General features: G+C 52.4%; 15 protein-coding genes, 1 tRNA gene and 1 pseudogene. 4 read left to right on the forward strand and 13 right to left on the reverse strand.

Going from position 1 to position 20,261, the window contains the following annotated elements; translation table 11 throughout:
- Nucleotides 1-197: 197 nt before the first annotated feature.
- Together R9X49_RS03105 and R9X49_RS03110 are read right to left on the reverse strand one after the other, a co-directional pair.
- Complete coding sequence (locus R9X49_RS03105; protein ID WP_319847173.1) at nucleotides 198-536, reverse strand: DUF1869 domain-containing protein; 339 nt, start codon at nucleotides 534-536, stop codon at nucleotides 198-200.
- A gap of 10 nt (nucleotides 537-546) precedes the next feature.
- A complete protein-coding gene (locus tag R9X49_RS03110; RefSeq protein ID WP_226293354.1) occupies nucleotides 547-879 on the reverse strand; it encodes a DUF1971 domain-containing protein in 333 nt (110 codons plus the stop codon).
- Between the two features lie 379 nt (nucleotides 880-1,258).
- Between R9X49_RS03110 and R9X49_RS03115 the strand changes: the two genes are divergently transcribed.
- Nucleotides 1,259-1,849, forward strand: a complete 591-nt coding sequence (locus R9X49_RS03115) for a flavin reductase family protein (RefSeq protein ID WP_319847174.1) — start codon at nucleotides 1,259-1,261, stop codon at nucleotides 1,847-1,849.
- 283 nt (nucleotides 1,850-2,132) lie between these two features.
- Here the strand turns inward: R9X49_RS03115 and R9X49_RS03120 are convergent, their stop codons facing one another.
- Nucleotides 2,133-3,053, reverse strand: a complete 921-nt coding sequence (locus R9X49_RS03120; RefSeq protein WP_319847175.1) for a LysR family transcriptional regulator — start codon at nucleotides 3,051-3,053, stop codon at nucleotides 2,133-2,135.
- 141 nt (nucleotides 3,054-3,194) lie between these two features.
- Between R9X49_RS03120 and R9X49_RS03125 the strand changes: the two genes are divergently transcribed.
- The 3 genes and pseudogenes from R9X49_RS03125 to R9X49_RS03135 all read left to right on the forward strand — a co-directional run.
- Nucleotides 3,195-3,584: a RidA family protein gene (locus R9X49_RS03125; RefSeq protein WP_319847176.1), complete on the forward strand. Its 390-nt coding sequence runs from the start codon at nucleotides 3,195-3,197 to the stop codon at nucleotides 3,582-3,584.
- 149 nt (nucleotides 3,585-3,733) lie between these two features.
- Complete coding sequence (locus R9X49_RS03130; RefSeq protein ID WP_319847177.1) at nucleotides 3,734-4,693, forward strand: zinc-binding alcohol dehydrogenase family protein; 960 nt, start codon at nucleotides 3,734-3,736, stop codon at nucleotides 4,691-4,693.
- Nucleotides 4,694-4,989: 296 nt separating this feature from the next.
- Nucleotides 4,990-5,250: pseudogene (locus R9X49_RS03135) on the forward strand (integrase core domain-containing protein); the annotation flags it as partial.
- Nucleotides 5,251-5,438: 188 nt separating this feature from the next.
- Here R9X49_RS03135 and R9X49_RS03140 read toward each other — a convergent pair.
- The 10 genes from R9X49_RS03140 to R9X49_RS03185 form a co-directional block, all read right to left on the reverse strand.
- Nucleotides 5,439-5,514 (reverse strand) — tRNA-Asn (locus tag R9X49_RS03140).
- A gap of 142 nt (nucleotides 5,515-5,656) precedes the next feature.
- Entirely contained in the window at nucleotides 5,657-6,919 is a 1,263-nt protein-coding gene (locus tag R9X49_RS03145; RefSeq protein WP_319847178.1) for an MFS transporter, read from the reverse strand.
- 258 nt (nucleotides 6,920-7,177) lie between these two features.
- Nucleotides 7,178-10,309: a beta-galactosidase gene (locus R9X49_RS03150; protein ID WP_319847179.1), complete on the reverse strand. Its 3,132-nt coding sequence runs from the start codon at nucleotides 10,307-10,309 to the stop codon at nucleotides 7,178-7,180.
- A 313-nt stretch (nucleotides 10,310-10,622) separates the two neighbouring features.
- Nucleotides 10,623-11,699 carry a LacI family DNA-binding transcriptional regulator gene (locus R9X49_RS03155; RefSeq protein ID WP_319847180.1) on the reverse strand — a complete coding sequence of 359 codons (1,077 nt, stop codon included), beginning with the start codon at nucleotides 11,697-11,699 and terminating at the stop codon, nucleotides 10,623-10,625.
- Nucleotides 11,700-11,901: 202 nt separating this feature from the next.
- Nucleotides 11,902-12,960, reverse strand: coding sequence for a ferric ABC transporter ATP-binding protein (fbpC, locus tag R9X49_RS03160; RefSeq protein ID WP_011093075.1), 1,059 nt, complete (start codon nucleotides 12,958-12,960; stop codon nucleotides 11,902-11,904).
- A 5-nt stretch (nucleotides 12,961-12,965) separates the two neighbouring features.
- Nucleotides 12,966-15,044 carry an iron ABC transporter permease gene (locus R9X49_RS03165; protein WP_319847181.1) on the reverse strand — a complete coding sequence of 693 codons (2,079 nt, stop codon included), beginning with the start codon at nucleotides 15,042-15,044 and terminating at the stop codon, nucleotides 12,966-12,968.
- A 193-nt stretch (nucleotides 15,045-15,237) separates the two neighbouring features.
- Nucleotides 15,238-16,272 carry an ABC transporter substrate-binding protein gene (locus R9X49_RS03170; RefSeq protein ID WP_039492791.1) on the reverse strand — a complete coding sequence of 345 codons (1,035 nt, stop codon included), beginning with the start codon at nucleotides 16,270-16,272 and terminating at the stop codon, nucleotides 15,238-15,240.
- Between the two features lie 231 nt (nucleotides 16,273-16,503).
- On the reverse strand, nucleotides 16,504-17,844 hold the full coding sequence (gene uhpC, locus R9X49_RS03175) for an MFS transporter family glucose-6-phosphate receptor UhpC (RefSeq protein ID WP_319847182.1): 1,341 nt from the start codon (nucleotides 17,842-17,844) through the stop codon (nucleotides 16,504-16,506).
- An 89-nt stretch (nucleotides 17,845-17,933) separates the two neighbouring features.
- Nucleotides 17,934-19,511, reverse strand: a complete 1,578-nt coding sequence (locus tag R9X49_RS03180) for an MASE1 domain-containing protein (protein WP_319847183.1) — start codon at nucleotides 19,509-19,511, stop codon at nucleotides 17,934-17,936.
- A gap of 3 nt (nucleotides 19,512-19,514) precedes the next feature.
- Entirely contained in the window at nucleotides 19,515-20,144 is a 630-nt protein-coding gene (locus R9X49_RS03185; RefSeq protein ID WP_319848568.1) for a response regulator transcription factor, read from the reverse strand.
- Nucleotides 20,145-20,261 lie beyond the last annotated feature (117 nt).

Below are 20,261 nucleotides of genomic sequence, written 5' to 3' on the forward strand. Positions count from 1 at the left end.
TGATCGAGGCGGATAAACAAAGTGGTGAAATCGATGGTTGTGATAAGCCTGCATTACGGCATGAATGGCTATTTTTAATAATCGAAGGATAGGTAGGGTACAGGGGCGCTTTTAAGTCATAAGACATCCAGCGCCTTTTTTTAATGAGTAGGGTAATAAAGGTATATATTAAATAATCCGAGTACGGGTAGTCGATATTACCAGCCGCAGACGTTAGTCTCCTCATCCGCATCGTAACCACGTACGATATTAACCAGCTCTTTTACCGCTTCAGCCGAAATTGTCTTGTCTTTTAATTCTTCGACTGTAGAGAGATCTTTGTCAACGGACACGCCGTTATTATTGTTCGTAACCGTCAGCAGAAAACCTTTTTTATTTTCGCTGATTGAAGGCAGTTCGTTGAGTAATTCCAAAACTGCGCCTGCGGAGAAATCCGGCACATAAAAAGCCATCGGCTTGAGATAAACTTTCTCTGCCTTTTCCTTATTGTCGCGGTTCAATAGTGTTAATGAATACCCTTTATTTTCACTTGTCATTATGTTTACCTCAACCTTCTATCAGAATTTTTGGATCGACATAAAAATCTACGTTAAATAGCGTATCATCAGACAACGCTTCGATTCTGTGCCATTTTTCTGGCGGGAATACGCCAAATTGTCCGGCTTCAATAGTCAGCGTTTCGACGGGCTCAGGACTGGTCTCATCGGCGTAACCATAATAACGAATTGTCCCTTGCATCACGCACAAACGTGGGTAAACGCCTTGTCGTGTCCCTGCATCCAAATGACGCTGCCAGATAGACGCCGGTGCAGTTTCCTTTGTCCAAAAAGGCGTGGTACGGGTGTGAACATAATTCGCTGGTATAACAATTCGTTCCATGTTTAAACCTCATGCTTTACCCAGCCACATGACGGGGTGGGAAGGAAGAACCATATAGTGCATATCATATACCTCTTTTAATGTTTGTGAATTATTTTCTGCTAATTAATTTTTACAATGCCGCAACGCTTTGCGGAAAGACCGTATTATCAGGGATCAACGTTTTTCTCGTCGGTTATTTATCTCACCTGATTAGAGGAGATAAAAACTAACATCAAGGAATAGTTACATTAAGTTATTTTTTGATACTCCCCTTATTAGGGATGTTGGGTCTAAAAAATACCCTTATTGGTACTCAATTAGGGTTATTGTTAAAAATAAATCAAAAGAGTAAAAATGAAAAAATATAACGCCACTTGATGATGAGGTTTTAACTCAAATGAAAAAGAACGTAAAACTCAGTTCATTTTATTATGGTTTCCCGGTTTTCCTTGTTACGACGACGGATAATAGCAACGGAGGTATCAATGTTGCTTCTGTATCATCGTCAATTTCTCTCGGCGATAAAATTATTATCGGTGTCACTAAAGGAAGTAAGACCTGCAGTAATTTATTATCCGGATCTGATGTTGTGATTAATATTCCTGATTATAAACTTTGGGAGAAAGTTGAAGAGCTGGGTAAGTTGACCAGGAGTGATACGCTATCTGAGGGGCAGATAAAATGGGGCGTTCAGGTATGCCACGATAAATTCTCCAAAGTCGGCCTTCACACTGAATCTTCTCGCGATATTGCGCCGCCTCGGGTGATTGAATGCCCTATTCAGGCGGAATGTAAAACCGTCAGCACGACGGACAAAGGGCGCTTTATTCTCGTCGAGCTGGATATTATCAATGTCTGGGTGGATAGTGAGCTATTAGGAGAGGATGATGTTGTTGATTCGTCAAAATGGAAGCCTCTGATCTACAACTTCCGCGAATACGACACCACGGGTGACGCATTAGGCTTTAACTTTAAATACGGCCATTAATATTACGGAGACAACACAGCTGCATTATTTTCAGACGGAACCGTTGTCTCATGCTGTTGATGAATGGGCCTTTCCATGCTGATGTGATCATTCCGCACCCTTACGCAACAGAGTGCAGGTGTTCAAAAGATGCGCGTTTTGGCGGTTATATAGCAAAAATCCCGTTCCTATGACTGGGAGCACTTTTGCCAGTAACTAGCTAAGAAATAAGCTAAACCTGAACCTGAATCCCCTTTCTGTCAATACTACCAGAATGACCGCGAATCAGGGGGCTGGGATGTAGTTACTTATTGTTGGAATTGGGGACATGCTGCTGCATCAATTCAACGATCCAATCAATAAAAACTCGCAGCTTGGCGTTGACATGGCGGTTCGGCGGAAATGCCAGGTGCAGGGGCATTGGATTAATACGCCACTGTTCAAATAGCGGAATCAAGGCGCCACAAGCCTGATGTGCTGCCGCCATATAGACTGGCAGCGCAATCACGCCTAACCCAGCTAACCCAGCTTCGAGGTAAGCATTGCCATCATCCACGGCAAGCACATAGCTGCTCTTGATTTCAATATGTTCACTCTCACCGTGCAGTACCAGAGAATCAATCTTGCCGGTGCGTGAGGACAAGAATCCCACTATGCGATGGTCAGTGTTTTCCAGCTCTCGCGGATGTGCAGGGGCGCCAAGGCGTTCCACATAACTGGGGGCGACGTAGACGCCGATTTGCAAATCGCCGACATGACGTGCGATCAGGGACAGGTCGTTGATTTCGCCACCGCGCAGGACGCAATCCACGTTGTCGCCGATCAGATCCACCACCCGGTCACTCACGCCCATGTCGAACTGGATATCAGGGTAGCGTGCGTGGAAAGCCGGTAGTGCTGGCACGAGCACAAGGCGGGCCAGCGGACTGGGCACATCCACCCGCAGCCGCCCCCTGGGCGTAGTCGCTGCACTGGACAGGCTGTTTTCAGCATCTTCCATGTCCGCTAGCAGGCGGATGACGCGTTCATAGTAGACCGCGCCATCGGGAGTCACACCGAGCTTGCGGGTGGTGCGATGGAGTAACTTGACGCGCAGGCGCGCTTCCAACTGCTGAATGAGTTGCGTCACCGTGGTTTTGCTCATATGCAGCGTTTGGGCAGCCTTTGTGAAGCTACCTGCCTCCACCACGCGAGCAAAGGCGCGCATCGCATCGAAACGATCCATTCCTTCTCCTCTCTTTTTACCGATTGTTTGGATTTTACAAACAATGATGGACAAAGTCGCTTGTTTATCCGCCCGATCTAGCACCTGTAAAGTGTCTTTATGTTCACCGGGCAGATTTCGCCCCATTGCAAAGGTACAAACATGACAGCACGCGAAGCAGTTTTTCCCTTCGGTCGGCAGGCGCTCTATGAGCGCAATCGCTATTCACCAGCCATCAAATCCAACGGGTTCTTGTTCGTTTCGGGGCAGGTTGGTAGCAGAGAGGATGGTTCACCTGAACAGGATCTAAAAGCGCAGGTTAGGCTGGCATTCGATAACCTTAATGCTGTTCTCTCGGTCGCGGGCTGCACGTTCGGTGACGTGGTTGACGTTACCCTCTTTGTCGTCGATCCCGAGTCAAACCTCGACGCTATCTGGAGTATCCTGCCAGAATATTGGGGGGAAGCGCCTTACCCTACGTTGACCGGGATCGGTGTGACGTGGCTTTACGGATTCAAATTTGAGATTAAGGTGATTGCCAGGCTGCCCTAAGCATTACAGGCCTTTCCGCCAGTCGAAAATTCAATAGGGCAGCCCGCGCTGTCTGTTGAGGCAACAGAGAGATTTCTGACGTGCGATATGCCGGAGCGGGGTAGTTTGCCAGACTGGTCTGGATTTACTGGTGAGATAGAGGAAAATTTATGAAAGCAGCGGTTTATGACGTGGAAGGCGCTCCCAGCGTCCTGAAATATGTCGATATCCCTGATCCGGTCACAGGGCCTGACGACATCCTGATTTCTGTCGAGGCTATCTCGATTGAAGGTGGAGATCTGATCAACCGCCGTTCAACTCCGCCGCCTCTTCTTTCATGGATCCTCGGCTACGCGGCCGCGGGCACTGTTGTTGCAGTCGGATCGAACGTCCGTAGCCGTACGATTGGGGACAGAGTCGCTGCTTTTAACATGCAGGGATCACATGCGGAACGTTGGGCTGTGCCCGCAGAACGAACCTGGCTTATACCAGATGGGGTGGATACGGCAGAAGCGGCGGTGTTACCGATTTCTTTTGGAACCGCATATCATTGCCTCTTCACTCGAGGCATGCTCCGGCGCGGAGAAACTGTCCTTATTCAGGCAGCCGCTGGTGGCGTGGGGCTCGCGGCCGTTCAGCTTGCTTCACAAGTAGGCGCGACGGTCATCGCCGTGGCAAGTGGAACGCAGCGAAGAAGCCGGTTGCTTGAACTTGGTGCCGATCATGTCGTGGATCGTGCAGAGAATAACGTCGTGGACAGTGTCCGGCAGTACACCCATGGCGCCGGTGTTGACCTCGTCATCGATCCGGTGGGGACGACGTTGCCCGCTTCGCTTTCTGCGCTCGCTCCGGAAGGACGTCTCGTCTTCGTCGGTAATGCGGGCGGTGGTAGCCTGACTGTCGACTTGTGGCCGCCAATGCAGTCTAACCAGACACTCATGGGGGTATTCATGGGACCCCTTTTTGAAAGGCCCGAAGTTCGGGCAAGTGTGGACGACATGTTGCAGGCTGTAGCAGCAGGGCGCATCAGAGTTGTCATTGACCGCATCTTCCCCCTGGCCAATGCTGCCGCTGCGCACGAATTCGCCGAGACAGCGAAACCGCTTGGCCGCATCGTGATGAAGCCATGAGGCGCGTTTGACCAGTATGGGTGCGCTGGGCTAATTACTTGGTTCTGGTGTCAAGGCTAAGTTCAGATGCCAGGGGTAGGGCAAAGCTGAAATGTCCGCTCTGAGCCAAAAGCGATCATAATTTTCCATACCAACCACACTGTAACAGGCGAGACTCCGTACCCATTGCATAGAGTTTCGCCCGTCACCGCTCTCCCAACTCCGATTTGTTTCTCTGATAACTATACAGTTTCTTTCTCCCACGCATTCAAGACACTCAGCACGGAACGTTGTCTTATCGCTCATTCTATCCCCTAGTAGAACGGCATTTAATCCAGCCGGGTAAGCCAACATAGAACGGATTTATTGAGAGTTTTAACGGTCACTTTCGCGATGAATGCCTGAATGAGCACTGGTTCAGCGATATTGCCCACGCCAGAGAAATCATTAATGCCTGGCGGCAGGACTATAACGAGTGTCGGCCACATTCAGCACTGAATTATCAGACACCATCAGAGTTTGCAGCACGGTGGCGAAATGGGAAATTAGGCAGTAACAGAACAGATATTACTCACTGACAATGGTATCTAATACTGGGGTCACACCATTATCGAACCAAAAAAAACCTAAATCTGACCACCACATTCTCCCGATGATTAGTGAAAACGAAATGTACATCGGGAACGATTTTCAGGTGGAACATATTGAATACAGAGATAAAAGCAAAAATCCCGCTTAAGTTTCCTTAAGCGGGATTTTCTAAATATGGCTCCTCTGACTGGACTCGAACCAGTGACATACGGATTAACAGTCCGCCGTTCTACCGACTGAACTACAGAGGAATCGTGTGAACGGGGCGCATAATAACGGCGTGTGCCGCGCATGTCAAAGGCGTAAACCACAAAATTGCACTGTTCGGTGAGAGAATGTGCAATCTGCCGATATTTTTGGCAAATACCGGCATTTTATCGCGTCCAGCCATCGCTAGAGGGTATTCAGCGGCGCTTTCTGTTTATCAGAAAACGCATACAGCGGCCCTTTTCCTGACAGTGTAAATAGGGATATCGCTGTAAAGGAGAGGGCGATGCCGCCTAAAATCAGGTAAGTGCCATGAAAACCAATACTGTCATACATATTGCCAGCAAAGATGGACATGAAAATGATTGATATCTGTTTAAAGAAACAGAAGCACACCAGATAAATCGTCGCGGAAAAGCGGACTTCAAAGACCGTGGTGATGTATTTGAAGCAGCCTACAATCAGGAACGGCACTTCAAACATGTGCAGCGTTTTCAGCACAATCACTTCCAGTACGGAACTGGCAAAGGCGGATCCAATGATACGTACGGACATAATCGTCCCGGCGATGAGCAGGGCGTTTTTACCGCCGATACGGTTTACTATCAGCGGCGCAAAAAACATGATGGTGGCATTAAGCAATTCACCCAGCGTAGTGACGTAGCCAAATACTCTTGTGCCTTCCTGCCGAGTCTCGAAAAATGAGGTGAAGAAGTTGGCAAACTGCTGATCGAACACATCATAGGTACACGATACGCCGACGACATAGAGGGTCAGGAACCAGATCTTGCGTTCTTTTAATAGTTCGGCCGCCATTTTCAGGCTAAAGGGTTTCTGATTGGAGCCAACTTGATCGGCAACGATAGCGCTGGAAGAGACCTCCGGTTTCGCCAACAGCAGCAAGATGGCGAGGATGACGGCGCAAGCTGAGCCAAGCCAGAAAACAAACTGGTTATTGATGGTAAACATAATCCCGACGATAGACGCGCAGAGCGCCCAACCGAGGCAGCCGAACAGGCGTGCACGGCCAAATTCAAACTGGCTGCGGCGGCTGACTTTCTCGATATAGGCTTCAATGGCTGGTGCGCCGCCGTTGTTGATAAAGCCCAGATAAATTCCGCCGACGATAGAACCTAATACGATATTGTATTTTAGCAACGGGCCAAAAACATAAATAAAGAACGGGGCAAAAAACACGAGCATGATGGTAATAATCCACAGCAGGTGTTTTCTCAATCCTAATTTATCGGATAGCAAGCCAAATATAGGCTGAAATAGCAGGGCAAAAAAGGAAATGCAGGCGAAGATAATTCCCGTATCACTTTTACTTATTTGGTTGATATCGTGAAGCCAAATAGGGAAGAACGGAAAGTAAGCCCCCATGATGAAGAAGTAGAAAAAGAAAAACAGGCCGAATATCCAGAAATTCTTATTATGTAGGTAGTACATGGTGCTTTCTCCGATAGGCATTATACCCGCAACATTTATTTTGACGGCGATATATACTTGCTGGATATAAACAGGGTAGAAAGAGGCGGTATACCCGTCATACTTCAAGCTGCATGTGTGTTGGCTACGTTTAGTTACCCGGATCACTTATCTGAGTAAGCTCATCGGGATGCCTTCTCTTGCCGTCTGCCTGCAACTCGAATTATTTAGGGTAGATACCTGAGCTCTTTCGTTGTTTTTTAATACTGCTTTTTCATATCAATACGGTTGGTGATGTTGAAGAGCGACGCGATAGTGATAATGTGTCGCCGTGAGTAAATCATCGCGATGAACGCTAGGGCTCCAGGAATCATCGCCGCCAATTCCCATATGGAAGCCATCCAGATTGAGCCAAACGCCTTTTTCCTTTTCTAATAAATGATGGTGAGTACACGTCATTAACTGCGTTAACCCATAGCGGCTTAACCCGAAGTGGAAATTTCCAGTGATTGTCCATTTGCCGTACGTCAGCGTGCGAGTGTCGCAGCGCAGCCCGTTTTCTGACGGGAAAATGTAGGGCGTATGAAGGTCATCTAGCGGCAGGCTCCAGTGTCCATGCTGTGCAGCCAGCTGTCGGTCTGGGTAATTTTCATGTGGCCCAAGCCCGACCCAACTGACCTGAGGTGCCACGTCGGCTAGCTGGCAGCTCAAGCCCACTCTGGCTAATGACGGTAGTACGGTGGCGACATCGACATCGACATCAACGGTCACCGTGCCGTGTGCATCAATCCGCCAGCGTTTTTTACTCTGTAGCAGAACCTGTCCTGCATGGCGGAATACGTGCTCGGTGACAATGTGCACGGCATCGGCGAGTTGGTCAGCCTGAATGGTTACACACTGCGTCTGTAATTGATAAAGCCCGGCCGATTTCCAGCGTTCGGCCCAGGCACGCGGATCGATGCGATCCACTTCGCTGATACCGATGTCGTTATCCAGCGGTGCCCGGACAAACTGATCTTGCAACGGGGTTAACAGCGCTGGCGTGTCAGCTGTCCACCACTGTTCCAGCCAGCCGCTCTGGCGGTTAAAGCGCCAGTGTTGTTCGCCCTGAACGATATCGAAGTACGCATCGGACGATCTCAGAACGGGGGCGTTCTTCTGTCCGGAACAGGAGGCATCGGGAAGACGAAGTGGCACAGGAAGCTGCCATTGATCCCAGGCACAGCGGTGGTTTGCCTCTGACCAGGCGGTGGCTTTGGGCTGTACGACTTCAACATTGAGCCAAAGCTCCCCTGAACGTTCGACGGCGGGAAGCGCCTCCAGCAGCGTGAGAGTCTGGGTGGCCTGCGGCGCGAGCGTCAGCGGCAGCGAACCTTCTGCGAGCGTTTTATCGCCCAGCGTGATGCACCAGTTCAACTGCTCATTGTCCGTATGGCGAAACAGGTATTCGCTGGTGACACGCAGCTCATACGGTGATTCAGCCCGCCAGGCGAATTGAATGTATTGCTGCGCCCGCTGGGCTTCATACAGGCTGGGATGCGGGGTGCGATCGGGAAAAAGCAGACCATTCAGGCAGAACTGGCGATCGTTAGGCATGTCGCCAAAATCTCCGCCGTATGCCCAGTAGGCATTACCTTGTTCGTCGTAGCGGGTCAGCGCCTGATCGACCCAGTCCCAGATAAATCCACCCTGTAACCGAGGGTATTGACGGAATGCCTGCCAGTAGCGGGCGAATCCTCCCAAACTGTTGCCCATCGCGTGCGCATACTCGCAGAGGATAAGTGGGCGATGTTCGTCCGGCATGCTGATCCATTTGGTGATCGACCATTTGGGCACGCTGGGGAATGGCTGATCTTCATCAACGCGGGCGTACATGGGGCATACAATATCGGTCGCACGACTATTCGCGCCGCCGCCTTCGTAATGCACGGGACGCGTCGGATCGTGGCGTTTGATCCACTGGTAGAGTGCGTCATGATTTGCGCCGTAGCCGGATTCGTTACCCAATGACCAGATAATGATGCAGGGATGATTGCGGTCGCGCTGTACCATTCTCGATACGCGTTCGCTGTAGGCTGGCAGCCAGACAGGATCGTCAGACAGACGGTTCATTGGCTGCATGCCGTGTGTCTCAATGTTCGCTTCATCCACAACATACAAGCCGTAGCGATCGCACAGCCGATACCACAGCGGATGGTTGGGATAATGTGAGCAGCGTACGGCGTTAAAGTTATGCTGTTTCATCAGCATAATATCGCGCCGCATCGTGTCTTCATCCATGACCTGGCCGTGCTGCGGGTGATGCTCATGGCGGTTAACGCCGCGGATCAGCAGCGGTTGACCGTTCAGCAACAGCAGGCCGCTGCGGATTTCCACTTTTCTGAAACCGACATCATAGGCTTCTGCTTCTACGAGCTCGCCTTCCGCTGTTTCCAATGAGATGACGGCGCGATATAGGTGCGGCAGTTCGGCGCTCCACAGGTCAGGCTGTGGCACGTCAATACGGAGAAAGGCCTTATTGTGGTAGGCACCGCGTTCATCGACAATATCGCTGCCGAACGCCTGTCGTGTGTCGTCGATGAGTTTATTACCACGCCAAAGCTGTACGCGGGCGCGATGGTTATTGGATTCAGCGTCGGTGAGCGTTGCCCTCACTTGAACCTCTAGCGTGCCGTGGCGGAAATCGGCGCTGAGCGGGGTAGTCAGTTGGATATCGCTGAGGTGAACCGTCGGTTTATGCAGAAGTGTGACATCGCGGAAAATACCGCTCATACGCCACATATCCTGATCTTCCAGGTAGCTGCCGTCAGACCAGCGTAACACCATGACGGCCAGCCGATTCTCTCCGGTCGTCAGATAGCGGCCGATATCAAACTCCGCAGGCAGGCGGCTATCCTGCGAATATCCCACCCAGTGACCGTTACACCACAGATAAAACGCGGAGTTAACACCATCAAAGATAATCCGGGTTTGCCCGCTGCTGATCCAGTCGTGATTGATCTTAAAAGTGAGCGAGTAACAACCGGTGGGGTTGTCTTTTGGCACATAAGGCGGATTGACGGGGATCGGGTATTTTACGTTGGTATAAATCGGAGCGTCATAGCCCTGTAACTGCCAGTTCGAAGGAACCGGAATGGTATCGGAATCAGGCAGATCCTGCTGTAACCAGCTTTCCGGCACGGCTTCTGGGCGAGTGAAATAGCTAAACGTCCATTCGCCATTCAGGCGACGCAGCCGCTGAGAAGGTTCATCCTGCTGTGCGGCAGCCACGCTGCGCCAGCTGTTAAACGGCGGATGCGCAGGAAGCCTCTGATAGTGAGTGCAGGCTGGGTTTTCCCAATCGCGTCGGGCAAGGATGTCTTGCAGCGTGGCGCTATGGCGTACTGGATACGGTAAAACGGTATCGCTCATGATGGCTTGGCTCCTGAACGTTTTGAGTCTGTTACTGTGATGAGATTTTTAAATTGTTATCCGCTCACAATTTGTCTTGCTCATAACATATCGACTCGTCAGGGCGAGTAAAGTGGAATGTGACGATAAAGTGGAAGCGATCACAAAGATCGTTTGTAAAAAGAATGAGGGAACATCGAATTTGGAAAGCGCTACGCAATAAACCAACAAAGAATGATAAATAACTTATTGTTTATCATCTTATTTTGTTAGGTTTTGGTATCGGCAGTGAAAAAGAACCTGATGTGTAAAGGGTTACAAATAATGTAAAGGGTTACAGCCTCTGGAGCTGGCGTGTAATGTCCAACAGGTTTTTGGTGAGCTCTTGCAAGGAGGCATGTGTTGATGAATGCACAGCGGTGCTATGGCGCACGATCAGTTCGGTGGGCAACAGCAGTGACGTACTCTGGGTAGGATCGCGCAGCGTAGCGAGCAAGCGGGTGACGCCTTCTTTACCTAATTGTCTGAAATCCTGGCGAATGGTTGTCAGTGGCGGGGTGTAATACGCGCTGTCCTGAGTATCGTCAAAGCCGATGACTGACATCTGCTCCGGCACGCGAAGGCCATACTCGTGTAGTGCGCGCAGAACGCCAAGCGCCATTTGATCGTTCGCCACAACAATGGCGGATACGTGCAGAGATTGCCCCAGCAGGGCCAGCGTCTGGTGGTAACCGGAAGCGGCGCTCCAATCTCCGTGCAGCACCGAAGCAGGGGAGAGTTGCTGTTTTTCCAGCTCGGCGATCCAACCTTCATAACGCAGGCGGGCGGAAATCGAGGTCATCGGCCCCGTCAGCAGAGCGATATGTTGGTGCCCCAACTGTACCAGATGCGCGATGGCCAAGCGTGCACCGTGATCGGGATCGAACATGACGTTGAGTATGTTGGTATGCGGATCGGCATCCATAAACAGGACGGGCGTATCGGCACAGGTCTGGCTAATGTGGGCAACTTCATCCGATGAGAGCGGGACATTCACGATAACACCGCTGACCCGCTGAGAAAGCAGGTCGTTAACGGCGTTATTGCAGGTGTTGACATCCGGGCGGCTCAGCATGGACATCACGATGTTAATACCTAACTGGCTGGCGGTACTCTTGATCGCTGCGGCAATTTGGGAAGGCGCGTGCAGTGAAAGATCGGTGGTAACGAGTCCCAGCGTAGTGATGGTTTTCCCTGCCAGCTGCTGTGCGACGCGGTTAGGTGTGTAGCTAAGCGCCGCCATCGCCTCTTCGACTTTACTGCGAGTGCGGGATGAAACATGAGGTGCCTGATTCAGCACGCGGGAAACCGTCTGATAGGAAACCCCTGCGTACTCGGCGACATCATTTAGTGTTATGGGTTTCTGTTTCATAGCGGCTATTCCGAGCGTGATTCCATGCGTGAAAGAGCATCATCATAACAAATCGCGTGGGTAATCCGTAACAGGTGTATGTATTCCGGCGCAATCAAAGCAGTCCGAAGAGAAACTGACGTTTGTAGGCGTTTTTAGATGTTTATAAAAAGTAAAACCGGGAACAAGGGTTCCCGGTTTGTAGTGGATAGCTACCCGATGTTTACTGCTCGGACAACACAAACATGCCGTAAGGGTGGATTTGCAGATAGTAGCTGTCGCCCGGATTCGGCTGAAGCTGGGTCGCGTTAACCTGCAACAGCATCGACTGACCGTGCCAGTCCACCTGCACTTCGTACTGCGGCCCCATGTAAGCGACCTGCGTGATGGTGCAGCGCTGGCTTTCTTCGCCCTGATGGCTGAGCGTAATGGCTTCCGGGCGAATACCAACGGTCGATTCGCTTAATCCAGCGGCAAAGCCCTGCGGACGCGGAATGAGATAGCCATAGATGTTCACGCTGTCTGCCGTGAAGGTGGCAGGGAAGATATTGGCATCCCCCATGAAGCTGGCCATGAAACGGGAGGCTGGCTGGCGGTAGAGCTCCTGCGGTGCGCCCAACTGCATGATTTTGCCTTTGTTCATTACCAGAACCATGTCGGATACCGCAAAGGCTTCGCTCTGATCGTGTGTAACATACAGCGAAGTGATATTGAACTGTTGCTGAAGCTCGCGGATTTTCTCACGCATACTGCGGCGCAGGTTGGCGTCAAGGTTACTCAGCGGCTCATCGAACAGCAGGACTTTAGGTTTGAGAATCAGCGCACGCGCCAGCGCGACACGCTGTTGCTGTCCGCCGGAAATCTGGTCGACGTAGCGATCTTCAAATCCTTCCAGATCGACCAGCGCCAGCGCTTCTTTTACGCGTTGATTGATTTCTGCCTTCGGGCGACCGAGCATTTTCAGCCCGTAGCCGATGTTTTCCCCCAGCGACATGTGTGGGAAGAGGGCGTAAGACTGGAACACCATGCAGATATCGCGCTGCTGAATGGAGCGCTCGGTGACGTCTTCACCATCGATGAAAATCTGGCCTTCTGTCGGCTTTTCCAGACCGGCAACGGCCCGGAGTACCGTGGTTTTACCGCAGCCAGACGGCCCCAGCAGCGTGACCATTTTTCCCTGAGGGATCGCCAGATTCAAATCATCAATGACGGTGTTGTTGCCGAAGCGTTTAGTGATGTGCTTCAGTTCGACAAAGCTTTTTTCAGTATTCAAGGTAATCACTCCGCTTAGGCATTATTCTTGGCTTTGGTGCGGGAAACCCGCGCTTCACCGACCAGATAATCGAACAGGAAAATAATGGCCAGCATGACCACAATCAGGATGGAACCGTAGGCAATCGCCATACCGTATTCACCGTCTTCCACGCGGTTAAGAATGTAAGACGTGGCGACGCGAGTATCTGGTGTAACCAGGAAGATAATGGCGCTGACGGTAGTAATGGCGCGCACGAAACTGTAAATCAGCGCAGACAAAATGGCCGGACGCAGCAGCGGGAGCAGAATATAGAACACCGTGCGCATCGAACCCGCACGCAGGCTGAGCGACGCCTCATCGAGCGATTTATCCAACTGTCCCAGTCCGGCAATACCCGCACGGATACCAACCGGCACGTTACGCATCACCATCGACATGATGACGATCACCGCCGTTCCCGTTAAGTAAACCGGCGCGCTGTTAAAGGCCAGGATGTAAGACACACCGGCAACCGTGCCCGGCACCGCAAAGCACAGCATAGTGGTGAACTCGATAGCCTTCTTGCCGTAGAACTGCTGACGCACCACGATGTAGGCGATAAGTAGCCCGAACAGTGCCGTAATCGGTGCTGCGATGCCCGCGAACAACAGCGTATCCAGCAGGGAAGGCCAGGCACCGTCGCTAAAGCCTTGCCCGAACAGCTTGCTGAAGTTTGCCAGCGTCAGGGTGTAATCCACGCCCCAGTTAACGGTAAAGCTGCCGTAGAAAATGCTGCCGTACAGCAGGACGTTAAAGGCAATCCAGACATAGAGCAGGATGCTGACGATCCACACCAGCGAAACGGGTAGCGGCTGTACATCACCCCGAGAGGATTTACCAGAAATCGTCACGTAGGAGCGTTTACCGATCCACAGATATTGCACGCAGAACACGGCCAGTGAGAATACCAGCAGGACAACGCCGAGCGTACTGGCTGACTGGTAATCCAGCTGTGCCCCGGTGATGTAGAAGTAAATCTGGGTGGCGAGTACGTCGAAGTTACCGCCCAGCACCAGCGGGTTACTGAAGTCGGCCAGCGACTGGACGATCACGATCAGGAACGAGTTAGCGAGCGCCGGTTTCAGCAAGGGCAGGAAAACCCGCTGAAAGGTTTGGTAGCGGTTAGCACGCAGGGTGTACGACGCTTCTTCCAGCGACGGATGAATGGTCTTCATCGCGCCTTCCAGAATCATAAACGACATTGGCGTGAAGGCGAGCACCTGCGCCAGCCAGATGCCGGTAAAACCGTACAGCCAGTTGGTGTTCGTCAGTCCGAACCAATCCACCATTAGCTCGGTCATGTAACCGGAACGGCCCATCATCAGCGTCACGCCTAACCCGACGACAAACGGCGGCGTAACGATAGGCAGAATGGAGAAAATACGGCCGATAATCGCGGAGCGGCGGGCGATGCGCGAGGTGTAGATCGCCAGCACCATACCGAAAAAAGTACAGCCGATACCGACGGCAACCGACAGCAGGAATGAGTTCCAGATCACCCGTAAAATGTGCGTCTGACCCAAAATCTGCATAAATGCCAGCGGTGCGAATTCACCGCTGTCGTTGGTGAACATCGGGATGAAGATAGCGATGCTGGGATAAAGAATAAAGACGCCAATCAGCGCGATGATGCTAATGAGCGAGCCGATGACGAAGCGATCGCCACCCAGCCAGTCAAGCCTAGAGAGCGCCAGCGTAATAATCGCACTCAGCGCGACAAACAGCGCGATGGTGCCATAGCCCATTCCGCGACCTTCAACCGTGGCACTGATGACCACGAAAAGGGCACAGAACAACGCGTAAGCCGCATCAAAACGGTGGCGACCACGCTGTTCCCGGCCGGGCGTAAGCAGTGGACGTGCCAGCAACCCTACTGGGAGCAGGAACCACAGCAGGCTGATATTCAGGCTTGACCAGCTGTAGGCTGCCAGCAGTTCATCGCGTGAGGCATCCAGCAGGCCGTAATCCAGGCTCCACGCTGGCAGCAGCAAAAAGGTTGCCGCAATCAGCGCCAGCCACAGGAAAACGGGATCCCGCTTAGGCGTCGGTGAAAGAGTTAGTGTGTGTGACATAGGGTTCCCTGGTGCTTTATAGCGTTGTTTTATAAGATTGAATCGTCACAGGTATTAGGTGGTGAATAATATTGAGTAATGGTTAATCAGCGATGCTGAGAACACGGCGTTAAGCGAAACGCGAGCTTACCGCTGTGTTCCCGGTGTTTTTGCAATCAATAAAGGTCAATGAATCAAGGGCAATGAATCGAGATTATTGGCCCATTTTGACTTCGTTAACCCACTTGGAAATCAGCTCTTTACGCACGTCTGCCGCGCCGTATTTGTCCATGTCGTAGTTGATCAGTTTCAGATCCTGCAACTTCAGCGACAGTGGAGAGGCTTCGGCGGTGGTGTTGGTCAGAATCTGGTAGGACTGACCTTTCTTCCAGGAGAGTTCCTGTGCTTCTTTTGACAGCGCCCAGTCAACGAACAGCTTGGCGTTATCCATATTGCGTGCGCCTTTCAGGATGCTGACGCCGCCAATTTCATAACCGGTACCTTCACAGGGGGAGATCAGCGTCAGCGGGGCGCCTTTCTCTTTTTCCAGTGAGTAGTCATGCAGGAAGCCGATGCCGATAGCGGTTTCGCCACGTGCAGCGTTGCGTGCCGGGGCAATACCCGATTTGGTGTACTGCGATACGTTGGTATTCAGTTTCTTCAGGTAATCAAAGGCCTGATCCTGACCCCAAAGCTGGGAGAAGGTCGCCAGTGCGGTATAGGCCGTACCGGAGCTTTGTGGATCGGCAATCTGGATTTCGCCTTTGTAGACTGGGTTGGTCAGATCTTTCCAGCACTGTGGTACTGGCAGGTTTTTCTCTTTCAGGCGATCGGTGTTGACGCCAAAGCCGAGGATGCCGACGTAAACGGCAGACGAGTAGTTGCCTTTACGTTTAGCGGGATCGCGGAACTGCGGCATGATCTGATCGAGGTTTTTAGACTGGTAGGGTTCCAGTAGATCCATTTCGCCCGCTTGGGACTGCGGATCCAGCGTGCCGCCGTACCAGACGTCAGCCTGCGGGTTTTTCTTCTCCGCATCGACTTTCGCCAGCGTACTGCCGGAACCGTTGCGGATAAAGGAGGTTTTAACGTCGTATTTTTCACCGAAGGCCTTGGCTTCTTCCTCGCAGAAGGCGTTGGTGGCGCTACAATAAATCACTAAGCGCCCTTCAGCACGTGCGGTGGTAGTGGTAACGGCAGCAACGGTCAGTCCAGCGGCGATGAGGGTAGTTAAGGTACTTAGTTTCATGATGTTTTCCTTAGTATATCCCCGTCATACTTCAAGTTGCATGTGCGTTGGCAATACTCGGCTCATCTCTGAGCCTCGCCCTCACGGGCCACCGCAAGCGGCGTTCAAATCGGCTAGCCGATTTGTCCTCGCTCACCCCAGTCACTTACCTGAGTAAGCTCCTGGGGATTCGCTGTGTCGCCGCCTTCCTGAAACTCGAATTATTTAGGGTATAATTATCGATTGTTATCGCTATTTTGATGTCATCAAACGTTCCCGGCGGCTGACACCTGCCATCAGCAGCGGCATCAATAACAGTCCGATGCAGGCTGAAGCCAACGCCAGCAGAGTAAAAAATCCCGACCATCCGTAGTGTTGCAGCACCTGTGCCAGCGGCCAGCCCGCCAGCGCCGCCCCCAGATAGGCAAACAACGCCAGAAAACCTGTCACCGTGCCAGCGGCATCCTTATGGCTGTATTCCGTCGCAGCCAGACCGATCAACATCTGTGGTCCAAAAACAAAAAAACCGATACTGAAGAAACAGGCCGCGAGCAGCGAATAGTGGTGAATCGGTGCCAGCCACAGCGCGGTCATGGTTAAAAACAGCCCTAATGCAAACAGCAAAATCATCGGTGCGCGTTGACCACGAAACAGCAGGTCCGAACCCCAACCGGCAAACAGCGCCCCCAGCAATCCACCGAGTTCAAACAGCGACAGCGTGGCGTTCGCGCTGAGGAGGTTGAAGCCGTGGCTCTCCGACAGCCAGATGTTTCCCCAGTCATTCAGTGCGATACGAATCAGGTACACCAGAATGTAGGAGAACCCGAGCAGCCAGATGGTGCGGTTACGCAGAATCGCATCGCGCAGAATCTGACGCATCGGCATCGGTGGGCTCTGCTGCTCCTGACGAATCTCCAGCGCATCGCGTCGCCACTGACCGACGCTGGGCAATCCCTGCTGCTGCGGCTTGTCGCACAGTTGCCAGCACAGCCACAGCCCAATCACAATGCCGATGATGCCCGGCACCAGCAGCGCCGCCTGCCATCCCCATTCGGAGGCCAGATAGCCCGCGAGCAGGGGAACCGCCGCGCCGCCGATGTTGATCGACGTATTCCAGCATCCCCACCAGAGGCCGCGTTCATTGCGCGAATACCAACTGCTCAGCAGTCTGGCGCAAGGGGGCCAACCCCAGCCCTGAAAGAACCCGTTCAGCGCCCAGACAATCAGTAACCCCGTGAGCGACTGGCAGTACATGAACAGAATGTTCAGTACGCCGGTAATCATCAACCCGACGCCCATAAACCAGCGCACCTGACTGCGATCGCACACGATGCCGGAAATAAACTTGGACGCGCCGTAGCAGAGATAAAACAGCGTCCCCAGCAGGCCGATATCGCCTTTGCTTAACCCTAATTCCAACTGCATCACCGGCATGACGAAGTTGATGCTTTTGCGCGTCAGGTAAAACGTGGCGTACCCGATGACCATGGAAATCAGCAACCGCGGTCGCCAGTAGCGATAACGCTGGCTGATCTGTGTTGGTGAAAGCTGTCCCGGTGGAAACTGTCTCGTTGGAAACATGGGTGCCTGCATGGGGTTCTCCGTCGCGTTGAGAGAAGAGTAGGGGGATGTGAATCAAAAAGGATGAGACAAGGTTTTAGGTGACTAGGAATAATTCCTAGCTAATCGTCTTTTTGTTTAAATTTTGTGGGCAGGTTAACAATTATGTGTGTGCCATGCGGCGTGGTGGATTCACCGCTGGTCGCAGTCTTCACCAGCCAGTGACCGCCCAGCGCCTGAACGCGCTCCTCGATGCCCCGCAGGCCGAAGCCGCCACTTGTGGGATTTGTCCTGTCTTTTTGTGCAATGCCCACGCCGTTATCAATGACGTCAAGCGTAATCAGGTCATCCTGCTGAGAAAGCCGAACCGTAATCTGCGTGGCGCTGGCGTGTTTGTTGATGTTATTCAGCAGTTCCTGCACCAGTCGGTAAAGGGTGAAAACCACCACGTCATCGTGCGGGGGCGTGGGAAGCTGATAGTCCAGATGAAACTGGATGCCGCGCGCTGTGAAGGCGAATTCATCCGCCAGATGATGCAGCGCTTTATCCAGCACCATCTCATCCAGCACCGGCGGGCGCAGCTGGCGTAGAAGCTGGCGCGTGGTGTGGTGGATGCGCCGCGACAGCTCGCTGATTTGTCCGGCAGCATGCTGGGCCGCATCGGCAGGTGCGCTGTGTTTTACCAGCATGGCCTGAATCTGAATGGCGGTGATGTTTTGGCCGATGTCATCATGCAGCTCGCGCGCGATGTCTTTGCGCACGGCCTCTTCGGTATGGATGATGCGCTCCATGAGCCGCCGCCGGGTTTTCAGCTCCTGTTCCAACTGCTGACGATAGCGCTGGAGCCGCTGCGCCAACTGTTGCTGGCGACTGATGGCGATCCCCAGCCCAATACCGAGCAATGCCTGCGTGGACAGGAATAGCTCCAACTCGCGCAGATCGTCGAAGGCCCCGCTCACCTGACGCGTGACGGCAATCATCAGGCTGCCGAGTACGGCGGAGAGTACGCCGCCTTGCCAACCGAATTTATACGCCATCACCACGTTGGGCAGAAAAACGAAGATCAGCAGCAGCCGTTCCATTTCGGGCGTGAACGCCATTTGCAGGCAAACGCCGATAGAAAAAAACAGCGAGCACCAAATCAGCAGCGAGGTACGCAGCGGCGGATCGGGGATCTCCTGCGCCAGCAGTGTCTGCAAGTGCTGCTGCTTGATGTATTCGTACAGCAGATAGATGAACGGAATCAGCAGGACGCCGCCGGTAAACGTGGCCAGCAGCGTCTGCGTCAGTTGCGAATGCAACCAGGGGCCAATGGCGATGCCGTGCAGAATCGTGTTGAGCGTCAGCGCTGCCAGCAACAGCAGGAGGCGTTGCCAATAAAGCGTATGGCGATGCCAGATTTTATGCGTGATGATGGCCGGAATCAGGCTGAGGAACGGGGAAAGCAGTAGCAGCGAACGCGTCATGAGCTGCTCGCTGATAAGCCAACTCTGGATAGCGATTTCTGAGAGTAGCAAGGTCGGCCAATATTTGCGCGGCAGCAAAATCATCAGCGCCAGCCGTAGCCCTTGCGGTAACAGCAGCAGCGCCTGTTGGCCGTTGTTGCTTAAATAGAAACTGATGGTCCACAGCGCCAGCCAAATCAGACTATAGAAAAAGGCCAGAAACAGCGTCATTCCGATGACGTGCAGGCGGCGCATGGTCTATTTCCCGGCCAGAAGTTGGTGCTGTAGCGCAAAGTGCACCAGTTCTACCGTAGATTCACACTGCAATTTGCTGAGAATGTTGGCGCGGTGTACGTGGACGGTTTTATGGCTGAGTTCGAGCTGTTCAGCGATGCTTTTCACACTAATCCCGTTGATCAGCAGGCTGAATATCTCCCGCTCGCGTGGCGTAAGCGCCAGCAGCTCTTTCGGTGGCTGCTGCTGATGGCGGATGGCGTGCAGGGCATCGGCACACAGATAAATACCGCCGCTGCCGACCACGCGAACCGCCTGCACTAATTCTTCCGGGCCGCAGCGCTTTGTGAGATAGCCGCCAGCCCCCGCATCCAGCGCGCTTTGTACAAATGCAGTGGTATCGTAAATGCTCAGAATAATGGCGCGAAACTGAGGACGCTGCTGACGCAGGCGGGTTAATAACGACAGGCCGCTTTCATCCGGCATGGCGATATCAATCACGGCAACATCAATCGGCTGTTTGAGTAGATGGGGCCACGCCTGCGCCGCCGAGGCATATTGTTCCACTACCTGAATGTCATTTTCTAATGCCAGAAGCTGTGCAAAGCCAGACCGTACAACGATGTGATCGTCAACCAAAGCCACATTAATCATGGTTTCGCCGTGTGAATCAGAAGTCATCAAAGTGTCATAATGCGGGGGAATCAAGAGGTGAGCAATAGCAGATAATTAAAATGGAATCGGCTTAACAAATTCACCACACTTATTGAA

This window comes from Pectobacterium carotovorum (genome assembly GCF_033898505.1).
Lineage (GTDB): Bacteria > Pseudomonadota > Gammaproteobacteria > Enterobacterales > Enterobacteriaceae > Pectobacterium > Pectobacterium carotovorum_J.

What these genes read in the sequence shown, in the direction of transcription:
- R9X49_RS03120 (WP_319847175.1), bottom strand. Translation starts at nt 3,053, where the DNA reads ATGGATCGTTTCGATGCGATGCGCGCCTTTGCTCGCGTGGTGGAGGCA.
- R9X49_RS03155 (WP_319847180.1), bottom strand. Translation starts at nt 11,699, where the DNA reads ATGAAACAGAAACCCATAACACTAAATGATGTCGCCGAGTACGCAGGG.
- R9X49_RS03170 (WP_039492791.1), bottom strand. Translation starts at nt 16,272, where the DNA reads ATGAAACTAAGTACCTTAACTACCCTCATCGCCGCTGGACTGACCGTT.
- uhpC (WP_319847182.1), bottom strand. Translation starts at nt 17,844, where the DNA reads ATGCAGGCACCCATGTTTCCAACGAGACAGTTTCCACCGGGACAGCTT.
- R9X49_RS03165 (WP_319847181.1), bottom strand. Translation starts at nt 15,044, where the DNA reads ATGTCACACACACTAACTCTTTCACCGACGCCTAAGCGGGATCCCGTT.
- R9X49_RS03185 (WP_319848568.1), bottom strand. Translation starts at nt 20,144, where the DNA reads ATGATTAATGTGGCTTTGGTTGACGATCACATCGTTGTACGGTCTGGC.
- R9X49_RS03105 (WP_319847173.1), bottom strand. Translation starts at nt 536, where the DNA reads ATGACAAGTGAAAATAAAGGGTATTCATTAACACTATTGAACCGCGAC.
- R9X49_RS03150 (WP_319847179.1), bottom strand. Translation starts at nt 10,309, where the DNA reads ATGAGCGATACCGTTTTACCGTATCCAGTACGCCATAGCGCCACGCTG.
- R9X49_RS03110 (WP_226293354.1), bottom strand. Translation starts at nt 879, where the DNA reads ATGGAACGAATTGTTATACCAGCGAATTATGTTCACACCCGTACCACG.
- R9X49_RS03130 (WP_319847177.1), top strand. Translation starts at nt 3,734, where the DNA reads ATGAAAGCAGCGGTTTATGACGTGGAAGGCGCTCCCAGCGTCCTGAAA.
- R9X49_RS03115 (WP_319847174.1), top strand. Translation starts at nt 1,259, where the DNA reads ATGAAAAAGAACGTAAAACTCAGTTCATTTTATTATGGTTTCCCGGTT.
- R9X49_RS03180 (WP_319847183.1), bottom strand. Translation starts at nt 19,511, where the DNA reads ATGCGCCGCCTGCACGTCATCGGAATGACGCTGTTTCTGGCCTTTTTC.
- R9X49_RS03145 (WP_319847178.1), bottom strand. Translation starts at nt 6,919, where the DNA reads ATGTACTACCTACATAATAAGAATTTCTGGATATTCGGCCTGTTTTTC.
- R9X49_RS03125 (WP_319847176.1), top strand. Translation starts at nt 3,195, where the DNA reads ATGACAGCACGCGAAGCAGTTTTTCCCTTCGGTCGGCAGGCGCTCTAT.